This is a genomic window from Paraburkholderia sp. GW821-FHT02A12 (assembly GCF_059422005.1).
Map to the genome: position 1 here is coordinate 881,563 of NZ_JBWKWA010000002.1, position 24,292 is coordinate 905,854.

General features: G+C 63.4%; 21 protein-coding genes. 13 read left to right on the top strand and 8 right to left on the bottom strand.

Annotation, left to right across the window (positions count from 1 at the left end; translation table 11 throughout):
- From AC07WT_RS25345 to AC07WT_RS25370, 6 genes are all read left to right on the top strand, one after another.
- On the top strand, positions 1 to 798 hold the full coding sequence (locus AC07WT_RS25345) for an ABC transporter permease (RefSeq protein ID WP_492595829.1): 798 nt from the start codon (positions 1 to 3) through the stop codon (positions 796 to 798).
- Entirely contained in the window at positions 795 to 1,877 is a 1,083-nt protein-coding gene (locus AC07WT_RS25350; protein ID WP_494949043.1) for an ABC transporter ATP-binding protein, read from the top strand. The genes AC07WT_RS25345 and AC07WT_RS25350 overlap by 4 nt, the downstream gene beginning before the upstream one ends.
- 101 nt (positions 1,878 to 1,978) lie before the next feature.
- A complete protein-coding gene (locus AC07WT_RS25355) occupies positions 1,979 to 2,662 on the top strand; it encodes a GntR family transcriptional regulator (protein ID WP_115103648.1) in 684 nt (227 codons plus the stop codon).
- A gap of 260 nt (positions 2,663 to 2,922) precedes the next feature.
- Entirely contained in the window at positions 2,923 to 3,510 is a 588-nt protein-coding gene (locus tag AC07WT_RS25360) for an amino acid synthesis family protein (RefSeq protein WP_494949044.1), read from the top strand.
- Positions 3,500 to 4,321 (top strand): alpha/beta fold hydrolase, encoded by an 822-nt coding sequence (locus tag AC07WT_RS25365; protein WP_494949045.1) that lies wholly within the window; start codon positions 3,500 to 3,502, stop codon positions 4,319 to 4,321. Before AC07WT_RS25360 ends, AC07WT_RS25365 begins: the two co-directional genes overlap by 11 nt.
- Before the next feature lie 68 nt (positions 4,322 to 4,389).
- Positions 4,390 to 5,316, top strand: coding sequence for a flavin reductase (locus AC07WT_RS25370; RefSeq protein WP_494949046.1), 927 nt, complete (start codon positions 4,390 to 4,392; stop codon positions 5,314 to 5,316).
- A gap of 104 nt (positions 5,317 to 5,420) precedes the next feature.
- On the opposite strand, the gene AC07WT_RS25375 is transcribed toward AC07WT_RS25370, so the two are convergent.
- Genes AC07WT_RS25375 through AC07WT_RS25385 form a run of 3 tightly spaced genes read right to left on the bottom strand, consistent with a single transcriptional unit; the run spans position 5,421 to position 8,351 of the window.
- A complete protein-coding gene (locus AC07WT_RS25375) occupies positions 5,421 to 6,362 on the bottom strand; it encodes an electron transfer flavoprotein subunit alpha/FixB family protein (protein WP_494949047.1) in 942 nt (313 codons plus the stop codon).
- Entirely contained in the window at positions 6,359 to 7,132 is a 774-nt protein-coding gene (locus AC07WT_RS25380; protein ID WP_494951040.1) for an electron transfer flavoprotein subunit beta/FixA family protein, read from the bottom strand. The genes AC07WT_RS25375 and AC07WT_RS25380 overlap by 4 nt, the downstream gene beginning before the upstream one ends.
- Before the next feature lie 31 nt (positions 7,133 to 7,163).
- Positions 7,164 to 8,351, bottom strand: a complete 1,188-nt coding sequence (locus AC07WT_RS25385; RefSeq protein ID WP_492592962.1) for an NAD(P)/FAD-dependent oxidoreductase — start codon at positions 8,349 to 8,351, stop codon at positions 7,164 to 7,166.
- Positions 8,352 to 8,537: 186 nt separating this feature from the next.
- Here AC07WT_RS25385 and AC07WT_RS25390 point away from each other — a divergent pair, with 186 nt between their 5' ends.
- Positions 8,538 to 9,503 (top strand): LysR family transcriptional regulator, encoded by a 966-nt coding sequence (locus AC07WT_RS25390; RefSeq protein ID WP_494949048.1) that lies wholly within the window; start codon positions 8,538 to 8,540, stop codon positions 9,501 to 9,503.
- 225 nt (positions 9,504 to 9,728) lie between these two features.
- On the opposite strand, the gene AC07WT_RS25395 is transcribed toward AC07WT_RS25390, so the two are convergent.
- On the bottom strand, positions 9,729 to 10,331 hold the full coding sequence (locus AC07WT_RS25395; protein ID WP_492592964.1) for a helix-turn-helix domain-containing protein: 603 nt from the start codon (positions 10,329 to 10,331) through the stop codon (positions 9,729 to 9,731).
- 224 nt (positions 10,332 to 10,555) lie between these two features.
- On the opposite strand from AC07WT_RS25395, the gene glnT reads away from it, so the two are divergent.
- The 6 genes from glnT to AC07WT_RS25425 all read left to right on the top strand — a co-directional run bounded on the left by glnT (position 10,556) and on the right by AC07WT_RS25425 (position 18,266).
- Positions 10,556 to 11,944: a type III glutamate--ammonia ligase gene (gene glnT / locus AC07WT_RS25400; RefSeq protein WP_494949049.1), complete on the top strand. Its 1,389-nt coding sequence runs from the start codon at positions 10,556 to 10,558 to the stop codon at positions 11,942 to 11,944.
- Positions 11,945 to 11,955: 11 nt separating this feature from the next.
- Entirely contained in the window at positions 11,956 to 12,864 is a 909-nt protein-coding gene (locus tag AC07WT_RS25405; protein WP_494949050.1) for a class II glutamine amidotransferase, read from the top strand.
- The gene (locus AC07WT_RS25410) at positions 12,852 to 13,541 is read left to right on the top strand and encodes a protein glxC (protein WP_492592967.1); all 690 of its coding nucleotides are present in this window, start codon (positions 12,852 to 12,854) and stop codon (positions 13,539 to 13,541) included. The genes AC07WT_RS25405 and AC07WT_RS25410 overlap by 13 nt, the downstream gene beginning before the upstream one ends.
- A 25-nt stretch (positions 13,542 to 13,566) precedes the next feature.
- Positions 13,567 to 14,928: an FMN-binding glutamate synthase family protein gene (locus AC07WT_RS25415; protein WP_492592968.1), complete on the top strand. Its 1,362-nt coding sequence runs from the start codon at positions 13,567 to 13,569 to the stop codon at positions 14,926 to 14,928.
- 80 nt (positions 14,929 to 15,008) lie between these two features.
- Positions 15,009 to 16,454 (top strand): APC family permease, encoded by a 1,446-nt coding sequence (locus AC07WT_RS25420; RefSeq protein WP_492592969.1) that lies wholly within the window; start codon positions 15,009 to 15,011, stop codon positions 16,452 to 16,454.
- Positions 16,455 to 18,266 (top strand): bifunctional protein-serine/threonine kinase/phosphatase, encoded by a 1,812-nt coding sequence (locus tag AC07WT_RS25425; protein WP_494949051.1) that lies wholly within the window; start codon positions 16,455 to 16,457, stop codon positions 18,264 to 18,266.
- Positions 18,267 to 18,349: 83 nt separating this feature from the next.
- Here AC07WT_RS25425 and AC07WT_RS25430 read toward each other — a convergent pair whose 3' ends face one another.
- The 4 genes from AC07WT_RS25430 to AC07WT_RS25445 form a co-directional block, all read right to left on the bottom strand.
- Positions 18,350 to 20,701, bottom strand: coding sequence for a trimethylamine N-oxide demethylase (locus AC07WT_RS25430; protein ID WP_494949052.1), 2,352 nt, complete (start codon positions 20,699 to 20,701; stop codon positions 18,350 to 18,352).
- 22 nt (positions 20,702 to 20,723) lie between these two features.
- The gene (locus AC07WT_RS25435; RefSeq protein WP_494949053.1) at positions 20,724 to 22,091 is read right to left on the bottom strand and encodes a trimethylamine monooxygenase; all 1,368 of its coding nucleotides are present in this window, start codon (positions 22,089 to 22,091) and stop codon (positions 20,724 to 20,726) included.
- 136 nt (positions 22,092 to 22,227) lie between these two features.
- Entirely contained in the window at positions 22,228 to 23,085 is an 858-nt protein-coding gene (gene purU, locus AC07WT_RS25440) for a formyltetrahydrofolate deformylase (RefSeq protein WP_494949054.1), read from the bottom strand.
- 57 nt (positions 23,086 to 23,142) lie between these two features.
- Entirely contained in the window at positions 23,143 to 24,273 is a 1,131-nt protein-coding gene (locus tag AC07WT_RS25445; RefSeq protein WP_494949055.1) for an aminomethyl transferase family protein, read from the bottom strand.
- Between the last annotated feature and the right edge of the window lie 19 nt (positions 24,274 to 24,292).

Below are 24,292 nucleotides of genomic sequence, written 5' to 3' on the forward strand. Positions count from 1 at the left end.
ATGCTGCTCGATTTCGATCGCCTCGGACCGTTGCGTTGGCTGCTATTGGGCGTCGGCGCGTCGGTCTCGCTGTTCCTGTTGCTGCCGGTGCTGTTTATCGTCGCGTTGTCGTTCGGCAATTCGCAATGGCTGATGTTTCCGCCGCCGGGCTGGACCCTCCAGTGGTATCGCCTGCTGCTCTCCGATCCGGGCTGGCTCGATTCGCTGATGACCAGCATCGAGCTGGGCCTCGTCGTGATGGTGCTGTCGGTGACGCTGGGTCTGTTCGCTTCGCTCGCGCTGACGCGCGGAAATTTTCGCGGACGGGCGCTGCTCAAGGCATTTTTTCTCACGCCGATGGTGTTGCCGGTCGTCGTGCTCGCGGTCGCGTTGTACGCATTCTTCCTGCGCATCGGCCTGACCGGCACGCTGGTCGGCTTCGTGATCGGGCATCTGATCATTGCGCTGCCGTTTTCGATCATCGCGATCAGCAACTCGCTGGAAAGCTTCGACACCACGCTCGAAGATGCCGCGCTGATTTGCGGCGCGGGGCCGTTCGAAGTGAAGTGGCGCGTCACGCTACCCGCGATTCGTCTCGGCCTGTTCGCGGCGGCGATCTTCTCGTTCCTCGCCTCATGGGACGAAGTGGTGGTGTCCATTTTCATGGCAAGCCCGACGCTCCAGACATTGCCCGTGCGAATCTGGAGCACGTTGCGGCAAGACCTGACGCCGGTGATCGCCGCCGCTTCGTCGCTGCTGGTCGGACTGACTGTCGTGCTGATGTTGCTGGGACTAGTACTCAAGCGAGGTAAATCGTGAGCTCACCGTTTCTGCAGATTCAACGGCTTCGCAAGACCTACGATCAGGTCGTGGCCATCGATCAAGTCTCGCTCGACATCAGGAAGGGCGAGTTCATGACTTTTCTCGGACCCTCGGGTTCGGGCAAGAGTACGACGCTCTATATCGTTGCGGGCTTCCAGTCGCCCACCGAAGGGCGCGTGCTGCTCGACGGCAAATCGTTGCTGTCGGTCGCGCCGAATCGACGCAACATCGGCATGGTGTTTCAGCGCTACACGCTGTTCCCGCATCTGAGCGTCGGCGAAAACGTGGCGTTTCCGCTGCGCGTGCGGCGCGTGCCTGACGCCCAGGTGAAGTCGAAGGTCGAACAGATGCTCAAGCTCGTGCATCTCGGCGATTGCCGCGACCGCATGCCGGGGCAGTTGTCGGGCGGCATGCAGCAACGCGTGGCGATCGCGCGCGCGTTGGCCTACGACCCGCCGGTGCTGTTGATGGACGAGCCGCTTTCCGCGCTGGATAAGAAGCTGCGCGAGGAGTTGCAGACCGAGTTGCGCCGCATTCATCAGCAAACTGGCGTGACGATCCTCTACGTGACCCACGATCAGGAAGAGGCCTTGCGCCTGTCCGACCGGATCGCGGTGTTCAACAAAGGGCGTATCGAGCAGGTCGGAACCGGCGAGGATCTATACGCACAGCCGGCATCGCGTTTCGTCGCGAGTTTCATTGGCAATTCGAATTTTTTGCCGGTCACGCTGGCGGGCGCCAATGGCGGATCGCACGCGGTGTTCCCGAACGGAAAGCCGGTACAGGTGGGCAGTTTCGATCGCGCGTTGAGTGCAGGCAGCGACGGTGCTTTGATGCTGCGTCCCGAGCAGATACGGATTCGCGCGCAACCCGTGCAAAGCGCCGACGGCAATTTGCCGGTGACGGTGCGTGACGTCACCTATCTGGGCGACACCCTGCATTACTCGGTGGCGACGCCGTGGGCGCAGGAAATCGCGGTGCGCGCGCCGGCCGGTTTGCGTGAAGCGAACCTGGCGGTCGGTGCGCAAGCATGGCTCGACTGGGATAGCGTGAGCGCCCGGGTCTTTCCGGTCTGAGTGCCGCGCACTTCGGATTTGCCGGGTGTCGCCTATGCGATACTATGGGATTCCAAAAACCACTATATCCGGACGTCGCCCGGAGACGAGAGAGAGCCATGATGGATCAAATGCGTGTCGACCGCAGTGCGCCGACGCTGCGCGAACTGACTCTTGAGAAATTGCGCGAGGCCATTTCTCAGGGCTTCTATCGGCCCGGCGACCGCTTGATCGAGCGTACGCTGTGCGATCAACTCGGCGTGAGCCGCACGGTGGTGCGCGAGGTATTGCGTCACCTCGAAACGGAAGGTCTGGTCGAAACCGGCTCGCATTCCGGTCCGATCGTCGCAAGGCTCGATCCGGCGCAAGTCGAGGAAATCTATGAAATCCGCGCGCTGCTGGAGTCCGAAGCTGCGCGCGCCTGCGCCGAGCGCGCCACGCCTGCGCTGGTGAAGCAACTGCGCGATATCCGCAAGGAGATCGAGGACGCTTTCGACAAGGCGGATTTCAAGCGCGTGTTGCTCAACACCGAACACTTCTACGAAACAATGTTCACCGGCGGCCAGAAGCTGATGATGCATCAGGTGGTCAAGTCGCTGAACGCGCGAATCAACCAGTTACGCTCGGTGACGATTTCATCGCCTGGGCGCGGCACGGATTCGAATCGCGAGATGAACAAACTGCTCGCGGCCATCGCCAAGAAAGATGGTGAAGCGGCCGCTGCCGCCTCGCTTGAACACGTGAGGCGCACCGCCGGCATCGCCATGGCGGCGCTCGCCGAAAAGGAAGCCGCAACCAGCGACTGATCCGCAGTCCGGTAGCAAGGCAGGAAGCCGCCCATCGAGCCGTCGATTCCGACGGCTTTTTTTCGCCCGCGATTTTCGACTGCGGTGTTCGCCCGCGGTGTTCGACCGCGAATCGCAGCGTGTTCCCGTACCCCGCCAACCCCCCCGCGTAAACCCGCCCGACGCCTGAAAATTCTTGCGTACAATAATATGGAATACCATAATACCTTCAAGGCGCTGTCGCATGAGGCCATGGCGCATTTGCCTACGGAGAAAGTCTTATGAAGCTCGAGATTCGCAAGCTGGTCACCTATGTGGAAGACACCTTCATCGAGGGTGGTAAAGCGGCCTCGAAGCCGCTGAAGCTCTTCGCCGCTGCCGCCGTGCTGCGCAATCCCTGGGCGGGGCGCGGTTTCGTCGACGATCTGAAGCCGGAGATCCACGGGCTCGCGCCGCAACTGGGCGAAATCCTGACAGCCGAAATCCTGCGCATTGCCGGCTCCGGCGCGGCTGTCGAGGGCTATGGGAAAGCGGCGATCGTCGGCACCTCGGGCGAGGTCGAACATGCGTCGGCGCTGATCCATACGCTGCGTTTCGGCAACAAATTCCGCGAGGCGGTTGGCGCGAAGAGCTATCTGAGCTTTACGAATCTGCGCGGCGGCCCGAATTGCCCGGTCACGATCCCGCTGATGCACAAGGGCGACGAAGGCATGCGCTCGCATTACCTGACCATCCAGTTCTCGATCGTCGATGCGCCCGCGCCCGACGAACTCGTGATCGCGCTGGGCGCGTCGATCGGCGGCCGGCCGCATCATCGCATTGGCGACCGTTATCAGGATCTGAAGGAGCTGGGATCCAATGAAGCCTGAGACCGTCATCGAGCGTGCGTCGACCAGCGGTACGTTCGACGGCACGGCATACAACGTGACAGGCGAGGGCGCGGCACTCGTGCTGATCCACGGCGTGGGGATGAACCGCAGCGTGTGGGCGCCGCAAGTGGCCGAGTTGCAGGCGCACTTTCAGGTGGTGTCTTACGACATGCTGGGACACGGAGCGAGCCGTCTGCCGGCGGCCGAGCCGGCCCTCGCCGAATACGCCGCGCAACTGGCCGCTCTGCTCGACCATTTGCAGATCGGGTCAGCGCATGTGGTCGGTCATTCGATGGGGTCGCTGATCGCGCTGGAATTCGCGTTGCGTTATCCGGAGCGGGTGGCGAGTGTCGTCGCGCTCAATGCGGTCTACGACCGCACGCCGACGCAGCGGGCTGCGGTTATGCAGCGTGCGGCGTCGCTTGAAACTGGCGGTATCGAACAGCCGAGCATCGACGCGACGATCGCGCGCTGGTTCGACGATCCGGTGCCTGGGCATCTCGCCGAAGTGGCGGAGCTGGTACGTTCGTTGCTGGAGTCGGTCAATCCGGAGGGCTATGCGCGGACTTACCGGCTCTTTGCCAGTTCCGATCGGGCGCATGTCGGCCGTTTGCCGCAACTCGGCATGCCGGCGCTTTTCATGACCGGCGAATGCGATCCGAACTCGAGCCCGGCGATGTCGCAATCGATGGCGGCCGCCGCGCCCAACGCGCGCGCCGAGATCGTCGCGAATGAACGGCACATGATGAACGTGACGGCACCGGCGGTGGTGAATCAGCGGCTTCTGCGTTTTTTCAGCGAAGTCAAATGAAGCGAAGCGAGAAATGAAGTAAGTGATCCGGGCCCGGACCGGAGCTGTTTATCTTGAGGAGCAAGACTATGGGCGAATCCGTTTTCGATGTTGCTGAGTTCCGCCGGGCGCTGGGCGCCTTCGTGACCGGTGTGACCGTGGTGACGACCATTCAGCCGGACGGCTCGCCGCGCGGCTTTACTGCGAACTCGTTCACGTCGGTTTCGCTCGACCCTGCGTTGATCCTCGTGTGCATTGCCAGGACCGCGTCGAGCCATCCGGTGTTTTCGCAAACGCAGCGTTTCGCGGTGAGCGTGCTGGCCGAAGATCAGCGGCCTGTCTCGGGCGTGTTCGCGTCGAAGAGCGCGGACAAGTTCGCGCAGGTTGCCTGGCACGCGCGTCAGACTGGAAGCCCGTTGATAGACGGTGCGGCGGCGAGTTTCGATTGCGAGACCCATCAGGTGGTGGATGCGGGCGATCACATCATTCTGATTGGCCGCGTGGTGGAGTTTACGAATACGAGCGCGACGCCGCTGGGGTATTGCCGCGGGGCCTATGTCGATTTCAGGCTGTCGCAGGAGGCGCTCGCCGCGACTGCTCAGCGCGCCCAAGTTGGCGCGATTCTCGAGCATCCACGCGGACTTGCGCTGGTCGAAACAACGGCGGGGCTGCAGTTGCCGACCGGGACGCGGCTCGAGCCTGCCTCCGATAGTGGGAGTCTGCGCGGCGTGCTTGGCGGCTATCGCTTGAATGCGAATCTGGACTTCCTGTTCGCGGTCTTCGAGGCGAAAGGCGTCACGCATATCTATTATCGCGGCCGTATTGTCGATGAGGCGCCGGCTGCCGGGCTTGTCCGCTATGTTCCGCTCAACGAGATACCCTGGGGTGAGATCCGGGATCCAGCTGTGCAGTCGATGCTGCGGCGATATGTGAAGGAGCGCACGGAAGACGCGTTTGGGATCTACGTGGGGGATGTCGAGTCGGGGACGGTGAGGTCGCTTGTGGCGAGTGTGTAGGCAACTCGAGACCGGGATGCGGTGGCTTCCAGAACGAGGCCACCGCATGGAAGTCGATGAGGCTGATGAGTTCGACGAGCTTGACTCGCCCGACAGATGAAGTGTCATCGCCTCGCGCTTTCCGCGCCGACATGCGCTTCGATCTCGCCCACCGCCTCGAACAGATCGCCTACGAGCCCGATGTCCGCGACAGAAAAAATCGGCGCGTCCGGATCTTTATTGATTGCGACGATGGTCTTCGAGTCCTTCATTCCGGCCAGATGCTGAATCGCGCCGGAGATGCCGAACGCAAGGTAGACCTCGGGCGCGACCATCTTGCCGGTTTGCCCGACCTGCGCGGTATTCGGCGCATAGCCGGCATCCACCGCGGCTCGCGATGCACCGAGCGCCGCGCCCATCTTGTCCGCCAGTTCGCCGAGCCGCTCCATATTCTCCTTCGACGCCAGTCCGCGCCCGCCCGCGACGACGATCCGCGCATCCGGCAACTCGCGGCCGGTCTGTGCCGAGGCCTGCCGTTCGACGAGCCTCGTCCTGCTGAAGCCCGCGACCGGTTCGAGCGTCACGCGCAGGCCGTTGCCGCCGCTGTCGGCAGCGGGCGCGAATGACGAAGCCCGAATCGTCGCGAACGTCACGGCGCTGGCCGTGTTCAAGTTGGCGACGACGCTGCCCGCGTAGAGGCTGCGGACATAAGCGCCTTCACCTTCTACAGCGATCACATCCGGAATGAACGCGCCACCCACCAGCGCCGCCGCGCGCGGCAGGGCGCTGCGGCCGAGCGTCCGATGACTCGCGGCGATCAGCGAATACGGTTCATGAAGCGCGTGCAGTTGCGCGGCGAGCGTTTCAGGTACGACGTACTCGCTCGCAGCGCCTGCCATCACGAGAACGCGCTCAATCCCGGCGATCTTTTCGACTGTGGATGCCAGCGCGGCATCCGGCAAGAACACGTCGACCGGCAGGCCGCGCTGCATGACCGCGGTGATGACGCGAAGCGTCGCGTCGGCCACTCGGCCGTTTTCGCTTTCAGCTACGACAAGGCTTCTCATGCTGGCACTCCTGCTTGATCGAACACGTGCCGATCCGTGAGCGCTGCAATGAGCGCGGCGCTATCGGCGACCTTGATACCGGGCTGGCGAACCGGCGGATCGCTGAGCTTGACGATCTGGCTCCGGGGCGTCAGGTCGATTGCCAGCGTGGCGGCGTCGACGATTGCGAGCGGCTTCTGCTTCGCCTTGACGATGCTCGGCAAGGTCACACGGCGCGGGTCGGCGAGACGCAGATCGGCGCTGATGACAGCCGGACCTTCGAGCAGCCACGTCGCCGTGCCGGTGTCGTCGCCGCACGTAACGGACCAGCCTGTGCCATCCGCTGAGAGTGCGCCGGCGTTCAACGCCTGCGGCCAGTCGAGCAGGGCGGCGAGCATCGCGGCGACACCGCCGATGTCGCCGTCGATCGCCTGCTTGCCGCACAGCACGAGGCCGTATTCCCGGCTTGCCATGTGAGCGTCCAGCAAACGCGCCACCGCCAGCGAATCGAGCGTGGACGTCGCCATTGCGGTATCGATCAGCACGGCATCGTCCGCGCCCATTGCCAGCGCCGTGCGCAAGACGTCCTGGCTGGCTTGCGTGCCGCAGGTGATCACCGTCACTTTCGATGCGGCGCCGGCTTCCCTGAGTTGCAATGCCTTTTCGACCGCACACTCGTCGAACGGATTGAGCGACATCTTGAGGCCGGTGGTGTCGATCGAACCGTTCGCGGCGACCCGCACGCGCACGTTGGCGTCCACCACGCGTTTGACTGGAACCAGAATGTTGATTGTCATGACTGGAGCATCCATCGATCAGAAATCAGGAAACCGCGCCGGAACCGTATTTGCCAACCAGCAGTGCGCCGCTGGCGAACCGGTCGAGCGCATAGGGCGCGAGAGAAACGTCGGTGGGCTGACCGAGCGCATGCTGGGCGAGAATCTTGCCGATGCCCGGCGAGAGCTTGAAGCCGTGCCCCGAGAAGCCGAAGCCGACCACGAGTCCCTCGATATCGGCGACCTTGCCCAACACCGGATTCCAGTCGGGCGTCACGTCATAGACGCCGGTCCACGACGAAGCGAGCCCCGCGGCTTCATAAGCGGGGAAGCGTTCGGCGACCTGGGCGCCGACTTCGGCGACATAGTCGAGCGAGATCTCGCCCTGTTCCGTTTCCGGCGAGTTCAGCGTTTCGCCGACCACGCCCTCGGACACGAGCATCTGGCTGCCGCCGTAGCTGCGGTAATAGAGCATGCCGGCCGAGCCCAGGTCCTTGAACGCCGGCATCTTGAACGAGTATGCGGCGCCTTCGCATTCGAGTGCGAGCACGGTGTGACGCTCCGGCTTGACCGGCAGCGGCACACCGATCCAGCCGGCGAGTTCCGGCGTCCAGATGTTCTGCGTGCTGATGAGGGTGCCGCAGCCGAAGTTGCCGGCGCTCGTCTCGACGCCGGTGATCCGGCGTCCTTCGCGGATGAGGCCCGTCACCGTGACGCCTTCCATGATCTTGACGCCGCGCCGGCGCGCCGAACGGGCAAAGCCGGTGGCGACCAGATAGGCGTCGGCAAAACCCGCTTCCGGTTCGAAGCCGATCAGCGCGGCGTCGTCGAAGCTTGCGATCGGCAGGCGCTCGTGCGCCTCGCCCTGATCGAGCAACTGCACTTCGATGCCCATGTCCTGCTGCGCGGCGAGCGAAGCGCGCAGCGGCTCCAGCTTGTCGCCCTCGGGCGAACAGATCAGATAGCCGCATTTGACGAGGCCGCAGGACGCTTCTTCATCGCCGACGTATTCAGCGAAGTTATTGAACGCCCACCACGACGAGCGCGCGAGCTCCACATTCTGGCGTACCGAATAATGCGTGCGCAGCAGGCCGGACGACTGCGAGGTGGTGCCCGCGCCGATCGTGCCCTGCTCGATGACCAGCACGCTCTGCGCGCCTTGTGCGGCGAGATGATGGGCGACCGACGCGCCGATGACGCCAGCGCCGATCACGATGAAATCGTAGTGGCTCATGTGGACCTCTGTGGGGGCAATGAGGCGAATTCTAGGAAAACGCCGGGCGCGCCAATTTTGTATTAGGCAAACTTATGGCGAGCCAATGCAATTCCTCATCCTGAACACCGGTCCTGCAAACCTCGGCACCATGCTTTCGTGCCGCACAGGATGACCGGCAAGTCACCAACGCGAGCGGAGCATGCCATGAGACGAACCCCGACCCCGATCGATCTGCGCGCGCTGCAGGCTTTCGTCGCCGTCTGCAACAGCGGCTCGATGACGGGTGCGGCGAAGCAGTTGGGCGTGAGCCAGAGCGCGGTCAGCCAGTCGATTGCCGCGTTGGAGCGCGACCAGGGCCTGACGCTGTTCGACCGCGAGAGCCGCCCGCCGCGGCCGAATGTGGCGGGGCGCGCGCTGCTCGAACTGGCGGGCCCGTTGATCGAGCATGCGCAGATGGTCAGCGCTCGCATCGGCGATGCGTCGCATACGGGCAAGATGCCGGTGCGGCTGGGTTGTGTCGATTCGTTCGCGGCGACCGTCGGCCCCGAACTGATTCGCGCGGTGTCGAATTCGGAGCGGCAGATTTCGATGTGGTCCGGCCTGACGCCGGGCCTGAGCAAGCAGTTGCACGACCGCGAACTGGATATGGCGATCTGCACGCAGACCACGCTGAACGACGCGCGGATCGTCGAAGTGCCATTGTTTTCCGAAGCGTTCGTCGTGGTGGTTGCGCGCAGCCATCTGAGCGGACGCCGCAATATCGACTGGCGCACGCTCGCGCTGGAAATGCCGCTGATCCGCTACACGGCGCGCTCGGTGATCGGCCAGCAGATCGAGCGTTTCGCGCGGCACCTGGGCATCAACAGTCCGCGGCGTTACGAGTTCGACGCGACCGATCCGCTGCTGAGTCTGGTGGCGGCGCGCGTGGGTTTTGCGATTTCGACGCCCTTGTGTTTGTGGCAGGCCCGTCACTACCTGGACGATATCGCGGTGATGCCGTTGCCGCCGAGCCGCCTCGGGCGGCGCGATTTCTTCCTGCTGCACCGGCAGGGCGAATGGGATCAGTTCGCCGGCGACATCGTCATGCTGACGCGCGGCGTGCTGGACAACGCGATCCAGCCGTCGCTGGCGCGTGCGCTGCCCGATCTGCCGGACGACGCGTTGCGCTGAAGTGGGGACGCTGCTTAACCGCGCACCTCGTTCTTGTGCAAAGTCGCACCAGCCGCAACGAAGATGTGCACCGCAGTCGAGCCAGCGAGCGCTTCAGCCTGAATGCCGACGAAGCCTTATTGCGCGCCAGGCGTTTATTGGTGGGAATTTTTGATTCACATGGATAAACATGGCACAAACGTTGCATTGGTTTACGCATCGGTCGTGACCGGACGCAGCGAGCGATCAGTCAGCACTCGATTGCGGGTACACGAAGATCGACAGGAATTGAATGGGCGTCTTGATCAGGCGTTCAGGACCGTGCGGTATTTCACCCTGGAAGGTGAGGGTGTCGCCGGGATGCAGGATGTAGGTTTGCTGTCCGTGGCGGTATTCGATCACGCCCTTGAGCATGTGGATGAATTCGGTGCCCGGATGCTCGAACACGGGAAAGCGTTCGGCTTCGTCCTCCATCGTGATCAGGAAGGGTTCGAAGAGCTTGCGCGGACCCTGGTCGTAAGCGAGCAGGTGATAGGTGTGACCGCTTTTGGTGCCTTTGCGGACCACCTCCATGCCAGCGCCTTTTTTGACGAGCTGTGCACCGCCTTGCGGCACGTCGAAATTGCGGAACAGCGTGGAGAGCGAAACGCCGAGCGCCTGGGCGATGCGGTTGAGCACCTCGAGGCCCGCGGAGGTCTGCGCGTTTTCGATCTTCGAGAGCATGCCGCGGCTGATGCCGGCCTGCGCGGAGACCTGGGCGATCGTCAGGCCGTGGCGCTGGCGTAGCTCGCGGATGGTGATACCGAGGTAGCGTTCGAGCGGCGTTTTGTTGTCTTCACCGGTTTGCATGTAGGCCTCACGGAAATGGAAAGCGTAGCAGATTGCAGCGCCGGGTCGCGCGCGAAGAGTTTCACTTCGGGAATCTTAGTTGCTCGCCAATAAATTTCCCGTCTGATTGAAGACAAGCTTGAAGCGCGCCGCAACCGGCGTTCGAAAGCGTGTTGCATAGCCTGGTCACATGCGTTGCGTGTGGCTTTTCCAACCCACGAACAATGTTGTTGCAAGGAGTGGCGATGAACCTGAACGATGCGAGCAAGCTGCCGGTCAACGAACTCGGATGCGTGCCCCGCTTCGGCTCGGCGGAAGAGGCGCAAGCTTATCTGACGCAGCAGGGCGTGAAGTACGTGCTGGCGCAGTTTGTCGATATTCACGGCGTGGCCAAGGCGAAATCGGTGCCGGTCAGTCATCTGAATAGTGTGTTGAAAGCGGGCGCCGGTTTCGCGGGGTTTGCGATCTGGGGTGTCGGCATCGAGCCGAACGGTCCCGACTACATGGCCGTCGGCGATCTGGCGACGCTCACGCCGGTGCCATGGCAGCCGGGTCTGGCACGGATCGTCTGCGACGGTCACGTGGATGGTGAGGCGTGGCAATACGATGCGCGTGTGACGCTGAAGAAGCAGGTTGCGCGCATGACCGAACGCGACTGGATCCTCTTCACGGGTCTGGAGCCGGAATTTTCGCTGCTGCGCCGTTCGGCGTCCGGCACGCTGGAGCCGTGCGATCCGAGCGATACGCTCGCCAAGCCGTGCTACGACTACAAGGGTCTCTCGCGTACGCGCGTCTTCCTGGAAAAGCTCACCGAATCGATGCGCGCGGTCGGCATCGACGTCTATCAGATCGATCACGAAGACGCCAACGGGCAGTTCGAAATCAACTACACGTACACCGATTGCCTGACCTCATGCGATCACTACGTGTTCTTCAAGATGGCGGCCTCCGAGATCGCCAATGAACTCGGCATGATCTGCTCGTTCATGCCGAAGCCGTTCGCGAACCGTCCGGGCAACGGCATGCATATGCATATGTCGATCGGCGACGGCGAACGCAATCTGTTCGCCGATCCGACGGACAAGCTCGGCATGGGGCTTTCGTCGCTCGGCTACCAGTTCACGGCCGGCCTGCTCGCGCACGCACCGGCGCTGACCGCGCTGTGCAATCCGACGGTGAACTCGTACAAGCGCCTCGTTGTTGGCCGCTCGCTGACAGGCGCAACGTGGGCGCCGGCCTACATCAGCTACGGCGACAACAACCGTTCGACGATGGTGCGCATGCCAGGCGAGCGTATCGAACTGCGGCTGCCGGACGGTGCCTGCAACCCATATCTGGCCACGGCGGCGGTGATCGCGGCGGGACTCGACGGCATCGACCGTGGCATGTCGCCGGGCGAACCGGCTAACGAAAACCTGTACGAGTGGTCGCCCGCGCAGCTCTCGGAACACGGCATCGGCGTGCTGCCGCAAAACCTCGAACAGGCGCTCGACGCGCTCGAAAGCGACCGCGTGATCTGCGACGCGCTCGGCCCGGTTGCCGACGAATTCCTCAAGCTCAAACGGATGGAGTGGCTCGAATACATGCGCCACGTGTCGGACTGGGAACTGAAGACCTACCTCGAATTTTTCTAAGGAGAACCACAATGTGCGGAATTGTAGGCTTGCTGGTGAAGACGCCGGCACTGCGCGAGCGGCTCGGCGAACTGATGGTGCCGATGCTGATCGGCATGACCGAGCGCGGACCGGACTCGGCGGGCCTCGCGGTGTTCGGCAAACCGGTCGAGGCGAGCCAGCGCAAGCTGAGCATCTATGCGGGCTTCACCGAAGAAGGCGCGGATTTCGCGTGGCAAGCGCTGCTGGATGCATTGAACGCGGCGATGGACGTGACCGCCCGCGTAGGTGCGAAGGGCAATCATGCGGTGCTGACGGTGCAAGGCAACGTCGAGCGCGTGAAGACTTGGCTGCGCGAACGTTATCCGAAGCTGTATCTGCTCTCGAGCGGGCGCTCGATCGATCTGTACAAGGATATCGGCTCGCCGGCGCAAGTCGCCGGGCGTTATGACTTCGGGAATCTGAAGGGCTCGCATCTGGTAGGCCACACGCGCATGGCGACGGAATCGGCAGTGACGCCCGACCGCGCCCATCCGTTCACGGCCGGCGACGACTTCTGCCTCGTCCACAACGGTTCGCTGTCGAACGCGCATGGCGTGCGCCGCAAGCTCGAACCGCAAGGCATTCACTTCGATACCGACAACGACACCGAAGCCGCCTGCCGCTTTCTCGAATGGCGGCTGCGTGAAGGCGACACGCTGCCGGTCGCATTGCAGAAGGGTTTCGAAGAACTCGACGGCTTCTACACGTTCCTGATGGGCACCTCGACCGAACTCGCACTGATTCGCGACCCGTTCGCGTGCAAGCCGGCGGTGGTCGCGGAAAACGACGACTACGTCGCGATCGCTTCCGAGTTCCGTTCGCTCGCGCATCTGCCCGATATCAAGAACGCCAGGGTCTTCGAACCCGCACCTGAGGAGATGTATGTATGGAAAGCCTGACTTTCGATCTGGAGCGCACGACGGTCCGTGAGCTGAACCAGTTCTTGCACAAACCAGCGAGCGAACTGGAAGGCCAGGCGGTGACGGTCGTCGCGCCGAACGGAGCGCATAACCTCGCAGTCGGTGTGGATGCGCCGGTGCGGGTGACGATTGCCGGTCACGCCGGCTACTACGCGGGCGGCATGAACCAACACGCGACGATCGAGATCGACGGCAGCGCGGGCACCGGCGTCGCGGAAAACATGATGAGCGGCAAGGTGCACGTGAAGGGTTTCGCGTCGAACGGCGCGGGCGCTTCGGCGCATGGCGGCCTGCTGGTGATCGACGGCGATGCGGGCCTGCGCTGCGGTATTTCGCTGAAGGGCGGCGATATCGTGGTGGGCGGTTCGGTCGGCAGCTTCTCGGCGTTCATGGCTCAGGCCGGGCGCATGGTGATCTGCGGCGATGCGGGCGACGCGCTCGGTGACTCGCTTTACGAAGCGGTGCTGTATGTGCGCGGCGAAGTGAAATCGCTCGGCGCGGACGCGCAATACGAACCGATGACACAAGCCGATCTCGACGCCGTACGCGCACTGCTCGCCGCCGCCGGCATGGACCACGACCCGGCGTCGTTCAAACGGATCGCCTCCGCTCGCACGCTCTATCACTGGAACGCCGACGCGAACCAGGAATATTGAACACACGCTCTCGAAGAAGGTCCCCATGGAAGCCAAACCCGTTCACTTCGCCCGCTTGCAGCAGGAAGAGTCGCAAGGCTACGACCGCAAGACGATCGACTATATCCACTCCGCCGCGCAGCGCGGCCTCTATGAAATCCGCGGTCTGGGCGCGAAACGCCGCGTGCCGCATTTCGACGATCTGCTGTTTCTCGGCGCGTCGCTGTCGCGCTATCCGCTCGAAGGGTATCGCGAGAAATGCGCGACGCAGACCGTGCTCGGCACGCGCTTCGCCAAACAGCCGGTGGTGCTCGACATTCCGATCACGATTGCCGGCATGAGCTTCGGCGCGCTGTCCGCGAACGTGAAAGAAGCGCTCGGCCAGGCCGCGACCGCGATGGGCACCTCGACCACCACCGGCGACGGCGGCATGACGCAGGAAGAACGCCGCTCGTCGAAGACGCTGGTCTATCAGTGCCTGCCGTCGCGCTATGGCTTCAACCCGGACGACGTGCGCCGCGCCGACGCGATCGAAATCGTGATCGGCCAGGGCGCGAAACCGGGCGGCGGCGGCATGCTGCTCGGGCAGAAGGTCAATCCGCGCGTCGCCTCGATGCGCACGTTGCCGGCCGGCGTCGATCAGCGTTCGGCGAGCCGTCATCCGGACTGGACCGGCCCGGACGATCTGGCGATCAAGATTCAGGAACTGCGCGAAATCACCGATTGGGAAAAACCGATCTATGTGAAGGTCGGCGCAACCCGCACGTTCAACGACGTCAAGCTCGCGGTGCATGCGGGCGCGGACGTGGTAGTGATCGACGGGATGCAGGGCGGCACGGCGGCGACGCAGACCTGCTTCATCGAGAACGTCGGCATTCCGACGCTGGCCGCGGTTCGCCAGGCGGTGGACGCGCTCGAAGACCTGAATATGAAAGGCCAGGTGCAGCTGATCGTCTCGGGCGGCATCCGCACCGGCGCCGACGTGGCGAAGGCATTGGCGCTCGGCGCGGACGCGGTGGCGATCGGGCAGGGCATGCTGATGGCGCTCGGCTGCAACAGCGATACGTACTTCCAGAACGGCGCGCTGCATTCGGCGGCGGCGGACTACGCGGCGCTGAACACGTCGCCGGGATTCTGCCATCACTGCCACACGGGCAAGTGCCCGGTCGGCGTGACCACGCAGGACACGGTGCTCGAACAACGTGTGCAGCCGGACGAAGGCTCGCGCCGCGTGCGCAACTACCTGAAGACGCTGAACATGGAACTGACGACGATCGCGCGTGCGTGCGGCAAGCAGAACGTGCATCACCTGGAGCCCGAGGATCTCGTCGCCCTGACCGTGGAAGCCGCGGCGATGGCGCGCATTCCGCTCGCGGGTACTTCGTGGATTCCCGGATGGACCAGATGAATTAAGTTGTTTCGAGATTTTTGGCTGTGGAAAAGTTGAGTGCATTCAGCTTTGATTCACCAATCTATCAGGAGCCCAACATGAGCACTCCGCAAAGCAGCACGCAAGCAGCGCCGGCAGCGCCGACATCATCCGGCGGCCTGCGTGCCGGGACTTTAGGTTTTGCCGAGGTGATCGGCCAATCCATCGCGAACCTTTCGCCGACCTTTACGCCGTCGATCAACGTGACCGCGATCGCGGCGCTGGCCGGCGCGGGGACCTGGTTGATTTATGGTCTTTCGACGCTCGGGCTGCTGCTGGTGAGCATGAGCATCATCGCGCTCTCGAGCCGGATCGCAACGGCGGGTTCGTTCTTCATCTATATCTCGCGCGCGCTTGGGCCAATGGCGGGCGGCATTGCCGGCTGGGGCCTGATCGCGGCTTACGTGGGCACGGCGATGGGGGTTGGCGCCGCAGGCGTGGTGTTCGTGCAGAACGCTTTTTCGGCCTGGGGCATCAATATCCCGTCGTGGGCGGTCTACACGATCTTTGTCGGCCTGGCCTGGTTCTTCTCGGCACGTGACGTGAAGCTCTCCTCGCGCCTGTCGCTGGCGATCGAAGCCGCTTCGGTGGTGATCGTGGGTGGTGTGCTGATCTATGTGCTCGCACTGCATCCGGACCATATCATCGACCATACGCAGCTGGGGCTGCAGGGCGTGAGCGGCAAGGGCATGGCGCAGGGCATGGTGCTCGGCATCTTCTCGTACGTGGGTTTCGAAAGCGCGGCCTCGCTCGGCCAGGAAACCAGGAACCCGCTGCGCGTGATTCCGCGCGCGGTGATCTGGAGCGTGATCCTGTCGGGCCTGTTCTTTATGTTTGTGGCCTATTCGATGACGATCGCCTACCACGGCGACACCGCCAAGCTCGGCGGCGATTCGGCCGTGCTCAGCACCTTGCTCACGAGCGTCGGCGCCTCGCCGCTCGGCCCGGTGTTTTATCTGATCGCCTCGGTCAGCGCGTTCTCGTGCGTGCTTGCGTGCATCAACTCGTCCAGTCGCCTGCTGTATTCGATGGGCCGCTACCAGTTCGTGCACCGCTCGATGGGGATGGTGCACCGCACGCACCAGACACCGTACCTGGCCGTTGCGTTTTCCTCGATCGTGACCTTCGTGGTGTGCATTGCGATGCTCGGCACGGGTCCGCTCAACACCTTCGGCTATACCAGTACGTTTGCGACCTTTGGCTTCCTGGTCGTGTATTTCCTGGTCGCAATCGCGGCGCCGGTTTATCTGAAGAAGCAGGGCGAGCTCAAGACGAGCAACGTCGTGTGGGGCGTGCTCGGCGCACTGGCGATGGTCGGCGCGGTGATCGGCAGCGTGTATCCGGTGCCCGATTATCCGTATAACATCCTGCCCTATCTGTTCGTTGCGTATATGCTGGTCGGCGCAATCTGGTTGATGATGCTCAAGAAGCGCGCGCCGCAGGTGCTCGAGAAGATCGAGCACGATCTGGAAACAAGCGACGTGATGACCCACGGCAAAAAGTAAATGAGTGAACCCTTCTCCCCGGATAGCTTGCCCGCACCGAACACGGGCCGGATGCCAGACGATCCAGAGAGAAGGCCCGCCAGCCGTCGCGCAATGGGCGGCCAGGAAATCGACCTGCAGTTGCGGCCGGAGCGCGGCGAGTGCGCCGCCCTCGAGATCGGTTGTGTCTCCAGCCCAGCCCGCGGGCAGGATCACATCAACGAAGACTACGTCGGCGTGATGCTCGGCGATCTGGCGGCGCGCGCCGCGCGTGGCAGCGTGATCGCTCTCGCCGATGGCATGAGCGGCAGCAAGGGCGGGCGGGTCGCGGCCGAACTCTCGGTGCGGACCTTTATCGACGCCTATTACGGGCTTCCCGACACCTTGCAGCCCGGCGTGGCCGCTGCGCGCGCGCTCGAGGCAATACACGGCTGGCTGCATCAGATCGGCCGCGTCGATCCCGCACTGAAGCAGATGGCCGCGTCCTTTGCGGCGCTGATCGTGCGCCGCGCTACCGCGTATCTGGTGGCGGCCGGCGATGTGCGGCTCTATCTGCTGCGCGCTGGCCAACTGACCCAGCTCGGCGACGACGACGTGGTGCCGGTCGCCTTCGGTTCTTATGTGGCGCATGCGGTCGGCATGCACCCGGCGCTGGTGACGCGGATCGAAACCCTTGAGCTGCGTGAGGGCGACCGCCTGCTGATGTGCTCCGACGGGCTCTATCGCCGCGTGCCGATGCGCGAGCTGCAGACGGTGCTGGCGGCGCGCAACGGTGCGCTCGACACGGCGCGCCGGCTCGGCGCACTGGCGGTGACGCGCGGCTCGCAGGACGACGTGACGAGCGCGGTGCTCGATGTGGGCAGCCTGCCTTTGCTCGATGTCGGTTACCTGGAGCGGGTGGTCGGCGCCTTGCCGATTCCGGCCGTGCCGGACGCCGGCCATGTGGTCGATGGATATCTGCTCAAGAGCGTGTTGAGCGACGGCTTTTATTCGCGGATTTTCGCCGGCTACGATCTGGCTGATCCGAACACGCCGCTGGCGCTCAAGTTTCCCAAGCCGCGTGTCGATCAGGACGAGAACGTGCGCCAGTCGATCGTGCGCGAGCGCTGGCTGGCAGGCAAGATCGGCGACGATGGCGTGCTCGCGCCGATGCCGGTCGATGCCGACCGGCAAACCCGGCTCTACGTGGTGATGCCGCTCGGCGCAGGCGTCACGCTCGAAAAACTGCTGGCGGCGCCTCAGCCCATGGCGCTGCCGCGTGCGTTCGAGATCGCGCGGCAGCTGGGCCGTTCGATCGACGCGCTGAATCGCCGCAATATCTTCCATCGCGATATCAAACCCGAGAACGTGCTGGTGATGCAGGGCGATAGCACGCGCCTGCTCGATCTCGGTTTCGGCTATATGCCGGGCATGCAGGTGCCGGGCCCCGACACCGCACCGGGCTCGCCCGCTTATATGGCGCCTGAGTTGATGAAGGGCGCACAGGGCGATGCGCGCTCCGAGGTGTTCGCGTATGGCGTGACCCTGTACCGGCTGTTCAGCGGCGGCAAGCTGCCCTATGGCTTTAATGGCCGCGTGCCGCTCTATCAGTACCGGCCCGACGCGCCGCAATGGCTCGACCTGGTGCTGGAAAAAGCCCTGCAGCCCGATCCGGCGCGCAGGTATCAGGACGTGCTCGAAGTCTGCGCTGATCTCGAACGTTTTTCGAGCAGCCGAGACGCGATGGCGCCGGTTCGGCGCAAGCCCTTGCTCGAGAGCGATCCGGTGCTGTTCTGGCAGTGGGTCGCGGTGCTGTTACTGGCGCTGCTGTTGTGGTCCTTGATGCGGCATTGAGCGGGGTGGGTGACGCGGCTCCGCCGCGCCACTCGGCGCAAGCCGCGCGCCATTGCCCACGCCGAGGCCCGTGCTGCTGCCGTTCAAGCGCGGACGCGGGTCTTTGCCGGATCGTAGAAGATCGGAGCCACGACCCGAGCGTCGATGCGTTTCTGATGTCCGTCGATCTTGCCGATCTGCACATGCGTTCCCGGTTCGGCATGGGTGATGTCGATCCGGCACAACGCAATGTTCTTGCCGAGTATCGGCGAGCGCACGCCGCTCGTGACCGCCCCGATCTGCGCGCGCGCGTTGTGCTGCCCATGCACGCAGTCTCCGTGATGCGCCGGCTCATTGCCGTCGAGCTCCAGCCCGACCAGCTTGTGCCGCGGATGCACACTGCGGGCAAGTAGTGCTTCGCGGCCTATGAAGTCGTCGGCTTTGCTCTTCAGCGGCACCGAGAAGCCGATGCCGGCTTCGAACGGATCGGTTTCGTCGGTGAACTCGTAGCCGGCGAAGATCAGGCCCGCTTCGACGCGCAGCATATCGAGCGCGTTCAGTCCGAGCGGGACCATGCCTAGCGGTTGCCCAGCCGACCACAGGCGGTCCCACACGCGTTCGGCGTCCTGCGGATGACACCAGACTTCATAACCGAGTTCGCCGGTATAGCCGGTGCGCGAGACCATGATCGGACAGCCTTCGTAATTGTCGAGCCGGCCGACCAGAAAGCGGAACCAGCCGAGGTTTTCGAGCGGCGGCTGGGTGGGCGGCGTCCACACGATCTGCTTCAACAACTCGCGGCTCAGCGGTCCCTGAATCGACAGATTGTGAATCTGATCCGAGGCCGATTTGATCCACACTTTCATGCCGAGCGCCGCCGCCTGCTCGCGCAGCCAGACTCCGGCGTAGTCTTCGCCGCAAATCCAGCGGAAATTGTCCGGGCCGAGACGCAACAGCGTGCCGTCGTCGAGCATGCCTCCGTGCGGATAGCACATCGCCGAATACACGACCTGGCCGACCGCGAGACGCCGGACGTCGCGCGTCAGGCAGTATTGCAACAGGGCTTCCGCGTCGGGACCGATGATCTCGAACTTGCGAAGCGCCGACAGATCCATCATGGCGACGCGCTCCCGGCAGCCGAAATATTCTTCAACCGTGCCGAAACCTTCGTAGTGCGTGGGCAGCCACCAGCCGCGGTAGTCGGTGAAATGGCGGGTGAGCGCAGAGGTCTTCGCGTGAAAGCCTGACTCGCGGGTCAGGACCGGTTCGGCATCGGGCGTGGTTCGGGTAGCCATGGCAATGGAGAAACGTTCCTTGTTCGGATAGACGCGGATCTGGATATCGGTCGGATTCCAGCCGTTCGCGGGATCGATGTCGTCGGGGCAGGACGAGCTCACGCAGACGAGATCGGTCAGCACCCGCATCAGCACGTAGTCGCCGGGGCGCGACCACGGTTCATCGAGCGTCATCTGCTGATGGGCATTGATGCCGGTGTTGAAGAAGAAATTGATCGCGGGCCAGCCGGGGCGCGGCGCCACGTCGAAGGCGGCGAGGGCGCGGCTCATGTTGTCGCTGCAGTTGCTATGGCCGAAGTAGCCCTGGCTTTCGTAATAGCGCGCCGCGCACGCCAGCGCGAATGAATCGTGACGGCCCACCGTGTCGCGCACCACTTCGAGCATGGGCTGCATGCGTCGATTGAAGAACTTCGAGAACAGGCCGGGTGCGGGATACGCATTGCCGTTCAGCGTTCTCGTCACGGTCTGGTCGAGGTCGAGTTCTTCGTTTCGATCCAGCACGGCGAGATCGAAGGCGACGAAATCCGAACATTGCCGGCCCGCGACGTCCAGCACCTGAATGTATTCTCCCGCGCGCACCGTGTACGCGGTGGCCGTGCCGGGCCGGATCGTGAAGTCGTTCAGTGCGTCGGCCAGCGGAGCGGGAAGCGGCGGCGCGGCGAGCAGCGCGGGATTGGCGCGATCGATCGTGAGACGCAAATCGGTGGACGGATTCTGCGAATCGATTGCGCTTGCGATGCCTGGCGCGGCGACGATGACGAGCAGCGCTTCGGTGGCCACGAGTTTGCGGGTAAAGCCCGCCGGCGTATCGCCGCTCCAGATGGCCGCCGCGGGCTGCCGTGCGCCCGCATCGACGCCACGCTTGAGCAGACCGGTCAGCACAGGCGAGGACGGGCCGTTATGCAAAAGACTCGCAATGAACGATGCGTCTGCCGACGCTCGCAGTTCGAGCGCGCCCAGCGCGGCTTTGCCTTGCGCGTCGAACGCCATTAGTTCGCAGGGCTGCCGGCCTTCGATATCGCCGATCTGCAAGGTATCGCCGGGCGTGAGCGCGACGACCGTGAGGCCGCCGCCCGCCACACGATATCGTTCGCGCCCGGCCTCGCGCGCAAACAACGCAGGCTCCGCGGGGCGCGAGCTTATGGGGGTACGTATCAGCATGTTCTTCCCTGGTACGCGCCGCTTAGCTGGCGGTTTTCAGCGCCGGGACGGGTTCGCCCAGATACGCCTCCATCGAGTCGTCGAGCGCCGACAGCCACGGCGTGTGATGGGGCGGAGATTGTGTGCCGGTCATCAGCGAGCGATAGGACTTGTTGCGATAGCCCATGATGTCGTGATGCTTGTCGTGTTTCCATTCGAGGAACGTGCGGTTCACGCCTTCGATGTCGAAGCTCGGGTAGTCGGTGGCGCCGAGCAGCTCCTGGATATAGCTGCCCTGAAACTCGAACATCTGCTGGTTGGTGGCGAGCTTCTCTTCCTTCACGCGCCATGCGAGGCTGTGCGCGGTCATGTCCGCCTTGGGCGGCAGCGCGATGCGGCCGAGAATCACATCGCGCGCATACCAGGCCTGAGCGTCGAACATGTTGAACGAGTACCAGAGGTCCTGCATGCCGAGGTAGATCAGGCCGGGATTGTCTTCCCAGAAAATGCCTTGGTAGAGGTTCAAAGGCCACAGCCGATTGCCGGTCTTCAGGCGCAGTTCGTCCGGCAGGAACGGAAAGTGATGCTGATACCCGGTGCACAGGATGATCGCGTCGATGCGCTTGTGCGTGTCGTCGGCGAAATAGGCGATGTTGCCGCGCACGCGCTGCAAGAGCGGTTTCTCTTCCCAGTTGCCGGGCCAGTGATAGCCCATCGGCGCGGTGCGATAGCAACTCGTGATGCTCTTCGCGCCGTACTTGTAGCACTGGGAGCCGATGTCTTCCGCCGAATAGCTGCTGCCGATCAGCAGCACATCCTTGTCCTTGAACTCCAGCGCGTCGCGGAAATCGTGCGCATGCAGGATGCGGCCGCCAAAGCTCTCGAAGCCGGGGAAGGTCGGCGCATTCGGCGTCGAGAAGTGGCCGCACGCGTTGACGACGTAGTCGAACTCCTCCGACGCGGTCGTGCCGGCGGAAAAGTCTTGCGCGGCGACGGTGAATTTTTGGGTTGCCGGCTCGAAGCTCACCTGACGGACAACCGTATTGAAGCGGATATAAGGCCGCACGCCGGCTTTCTCGACGCGTCCGCGAATGTAGTCCCACAGCACCTCGCGCGGCGGATACGAAGCGATCGGTTTGCCGAAATGCTCCTCGAAGGTGTAGTCCGCGAACTCCAGACATTCCTTCGGCCCGTTGGACCACAGGTAGCGATACATGCTGCCGTGCACCGGCTCGCCATTTTCGTCGGTGCCGGTGCGCCACGTGTAGTTCCACATACCGCCCCAGTCTTGCTGCTTCTCGAAGCAGACGATCTCGGGAATCTCCGCGCCTTTTTCTCTCGCGGACTGGAAAGCGCGCAATTGCGCCATTCCGGAAGGGCCTGCACCGATGATTGCGACGCGCTTTTTCATGGTCTTTAACTCACTCGATATCTGGTACGACAACACAGGATTTCCCGCTGGAAAGCGATGCTGTTACGCCAGTCAGGAAAGCGGATTCGCCGGTATGCGGCAGCGGCGGCTTGGCCGTCAATGAGTTGGGCCTGGTTCATCGGAAGATCACGGTGCGGTCGCGGTTGAGGAAGACGCGATGTTCGGTATGGAATTTCACCGCGCGCGACAGCGCCACCGTTTCCGTATCGCGCCCGATGGCCACGAGACCATCGGGTTGCAGGACGTGATCGACACGCTGCACTTCCTGTTCGATGATCGGTCCTTCGTCGAGATCCGACGTCACGTAGTGCGCGGTGGCGCCGATCAGCTTGACGCCGCGTTCGAATGCCTGGTGATACGGCTTCGCGCCTTTGAAGCCCGGCAGAAACGAGTGATGGATGTTGATGGCCCGGCCGGCGAGCTGCTTGCAGAGGTTGTTGGAGAGGATCTGCATGTAGCGCGCGAGCACCACGAGTTCCGTCTCCGTCTCGGCGACGATTTTCAGCAACTCGGCTTCCTGCTGGTCGCGGGTCTCCTGCGTCACCGGCAGATAGACGAAACGGATGCCCTCGCGCTCCGCCATCGGCCGAAGGTCCAGATGGTTGGAGACGATGGCGGTGATCTGCATGTGCAACTGGCCTTTGTGATGCCGGTACAGCAGGTCGGCGAGGCAATGATCGAACTTGCTGACCATCAGCAGCACCTTCATCGGCTGCGCGGCGCTGTAAAGCTTCCATTGCATCGCGAAGTCGTTCGCGATGCTGCTGAAGTCGTGGCGCAACTTGTCGATGCTGCCGGTCTTCGCTTCGTTGAAGCGGAACACCGCGCGCATGAAGAACGTGCCGTTGGATTGGTCGTCGAATTGCGCCAGCTCGCCGATGTAGCAACCCGATTGCGCGAGGTAGGACGAGACGGCCGCGACGATGCCGGAGGTGGCCGGGCAACTGATCGTCAGTATGTAGTTCTGGGTCACTGCGACACTCCTGAAATTACGTGAGAGACGTAAGAGACGTAGGGGGCCGTCCGGGGATTAGCCGATCGCGGTACGCTTCTTCTTTTCCGGATCGTCGAACGGCAGCTCGGCGGCGCTTGCGCGGGCCTTGATGCGGCCGCGCACTTCGAGCGGTGCGCCGGCGCGTGCGTAGTCCACGTCGAGGCGGGCGATCGCCATCGAGCGGCCGGTCAGCCGCGAGACCATGCCGCAGGTGACGACGCCGACCTGCTTGCCGTCGTTCCACAAGGCGTCGCCGCCGTTGGCCGCTTCGGTGGAGTCCACCAGCACGCCGAAGATCTTGAAGCGCTCCTTGCCTTGCAGACGAAAGTGTTCGCCCGCGCCGCAGAATTCGGTTTTCCCCGGCGATACGGTGAAATCGAGCCCGAGTTCCCACAGCGTGTCGCCCGCCTTTTCGTTCGCAAACGGATACATCTCGGAATTGTCGTAGGGGAAAAACAGCAGATAGCTTTCGACGCGTAGCCAGTCGAGCGCGGTGAACGCGCACGGGATGATGCCGAACGTCGCGCCCTTATCGAGGGCGATGTCCCAGATAACGGGGGCGTCCGCGGCCTTGCAGAAGATTTCGTAGCCGCGCTCGCCGGTGTAGCCGGTGCGCGAGATCATCACCGGCTTGCCGAAGAGCCGCGTTTGCAGATGATGGAAATACGGCAGGTCGCGAATGCCCGGCACGTGTTCCGCGAGAAAATCCACGGCGGCGGGACCCTGCAAAGACAGATCATGCAGATCGTCGTCGAACAGCACAGCCACCTGGCGGCCTTGCGCCGAGCGCACGAGGCGTTCATAGCCGGTTCCCGAGCCGTGCACGACCATGAATGCGTTCGGCCCGGTCCGGTAGACGATGCAGTCGTCGATAAACTTGCCGTCTTCGTTGAGCATGGTGGTGTACACAGACTTGCCCGGGTAGAGCTTGCTGACGTCGCGCGTGGTCGCCCAGTTGAGCAGGCTTTCCGCGTGGGGCCCCACGTAGTGGACTTTCTTTAGACCCGAGACGTCCATCAAGCCGGCCTTGGTGCGAATCGCCTCGTGCTGGTCAGCGAGGTCGCCGGAATAGGTCCATGCGGTGCCCATGCCATTCCAGTCTTCCAGGTTCGATCCCAATGCGCGATGTCGATCGGCGAGCGCGGAAATACGCCATGAATTAGCCATGTCTGTTACTCCAGAGGTG

Bases quoted from the DNA above. Each gene is read 5' to 3' on its own strand.
- AC07WT_RS25345 (WP_492595829.1), top strand. From the start codon at position 1: ATGCTGCTCGATTTCGATCGCCTCGGACCGTTGCGTTGGCTGCTATTG.
- AC07WT_RS25355 (WP_115103648.1), top strand. From the start codon at position 1,979: ATGGATCAAATGCGTGTCGACCGCAGTGCGCCGACGCTGCGCGAACTG.
- AC07WT_RS25360 (WP_494949044.1), top strand. From the start codon at position 2,923: ATGAAGCTCGAGATTCGCAAGCTGGTCACCTATGTGGAAGACACCTTC.
- AC07WT_RS25365 (WP_494949045.1), top strand. From the start codon at position 3,500: ATGAAGCCTGAGACCGTCATCGAGCGTGCGTCGACCAGCGGTACGTTC.
- AC07WT_RS25370 (WP_494949046.1), top strand. From the start codon at position 4,390: ATGGGCGAATCCGTTTTCGATGTTGCTGAGTTCCGCCGGGCGCTGGGC.
- AC07WT_RS25375 (WP_494949047.1), bottom strand. From the start codon at position 6,362: ATGAGAAGCCTTGTCGTAGCTGAAAGCGAAAACGGCCGAGTGGCCGAC.
- AC07WT_RS25385 (WP_492592962.1), bottom strand. From the start codon at position 8,351: ATGAGCCACTACGATTTCATCGTGATCGGCGCTGGCGTCATCGGCGCG.
- AC07WT_RS25390 (WP_494949048.1), top strand. From the start codon at position 8,538: ATGAGACGAACCCCGACCCCGATCGATCTGCGCGCGCTGCAGGCTTTC.
- AC07WT_RS25395 (WP_492592964.1), bottom strand. From the start codon at position 10,331: ATGCAAACCGGTGAAGACAACAAAACGCCGCTCGAACGCTACCTCGGT.
- glnT (WP_494949049.1), top strand. From the start codon at position 10,556: ATGAACCTGAACGATGCGAGCAAGCTGCCGGTCAACGAACTCGGATGC.
- AC07WT_RS25405 (WP_494949050.1), top strand. From the start codon at position 11,956: ATGTGCGGAATTGTAGGCTTGCTGGTGAAGACGCCGGCACTGCGCGAG.
- AC07WT_RS25410 (WP_492592967.1), top strand. From the start codon at position 12,852: ATGGAAAGCCTGACTTTCGATCTGGAGCGCACGACGGTCCGTGAGCTG.
- AC07WT_RS25415 (WP_492592968.1), top strand. From the start codon at position 13,567: ATGGAAGCCAAACCCGTTCACTTCGCCCGCTTGCAGCAGGAAGAGTCG.
- AC07WT_RS25420 (WP_492592969.1), top strand. From the start codon at position 15,009: ATGAGCACTCCGCAAAGCAGCACGCAAGCAGCGCCGGCAGCGCCGACA.
- AC07WT_RS25425 (WP_494949051.1), top strand. From the start codon at position 16,455: ATGAGTGAACCCTTCTCCCCGGATAGCTTGCCCGCACCGAACACGGGC.
- AC07WT_RS25430 (WP_494949052.1), bottom strand. From the start codon at position 20,701: ATGCTGATACGTACCCCCATAAGCTCGCGCCCCGCGGAGCCTGCGTTG.
- AC07WT_RS25435 (WP_494949053.1), bottom strand. From the start codon at position 22,091: ATGAAAAAGCGCGTCGCAATCATCGGTGCAGGCCCTTCCGGAATGGCG.
- AC07WT_RS25445 (WP_494949055.1), bottom strand. From the start codon at position 24,273: ATGGCTAATTCATGGCGTATTTCCGCGCTCGCCGATCGACATCGCGCA.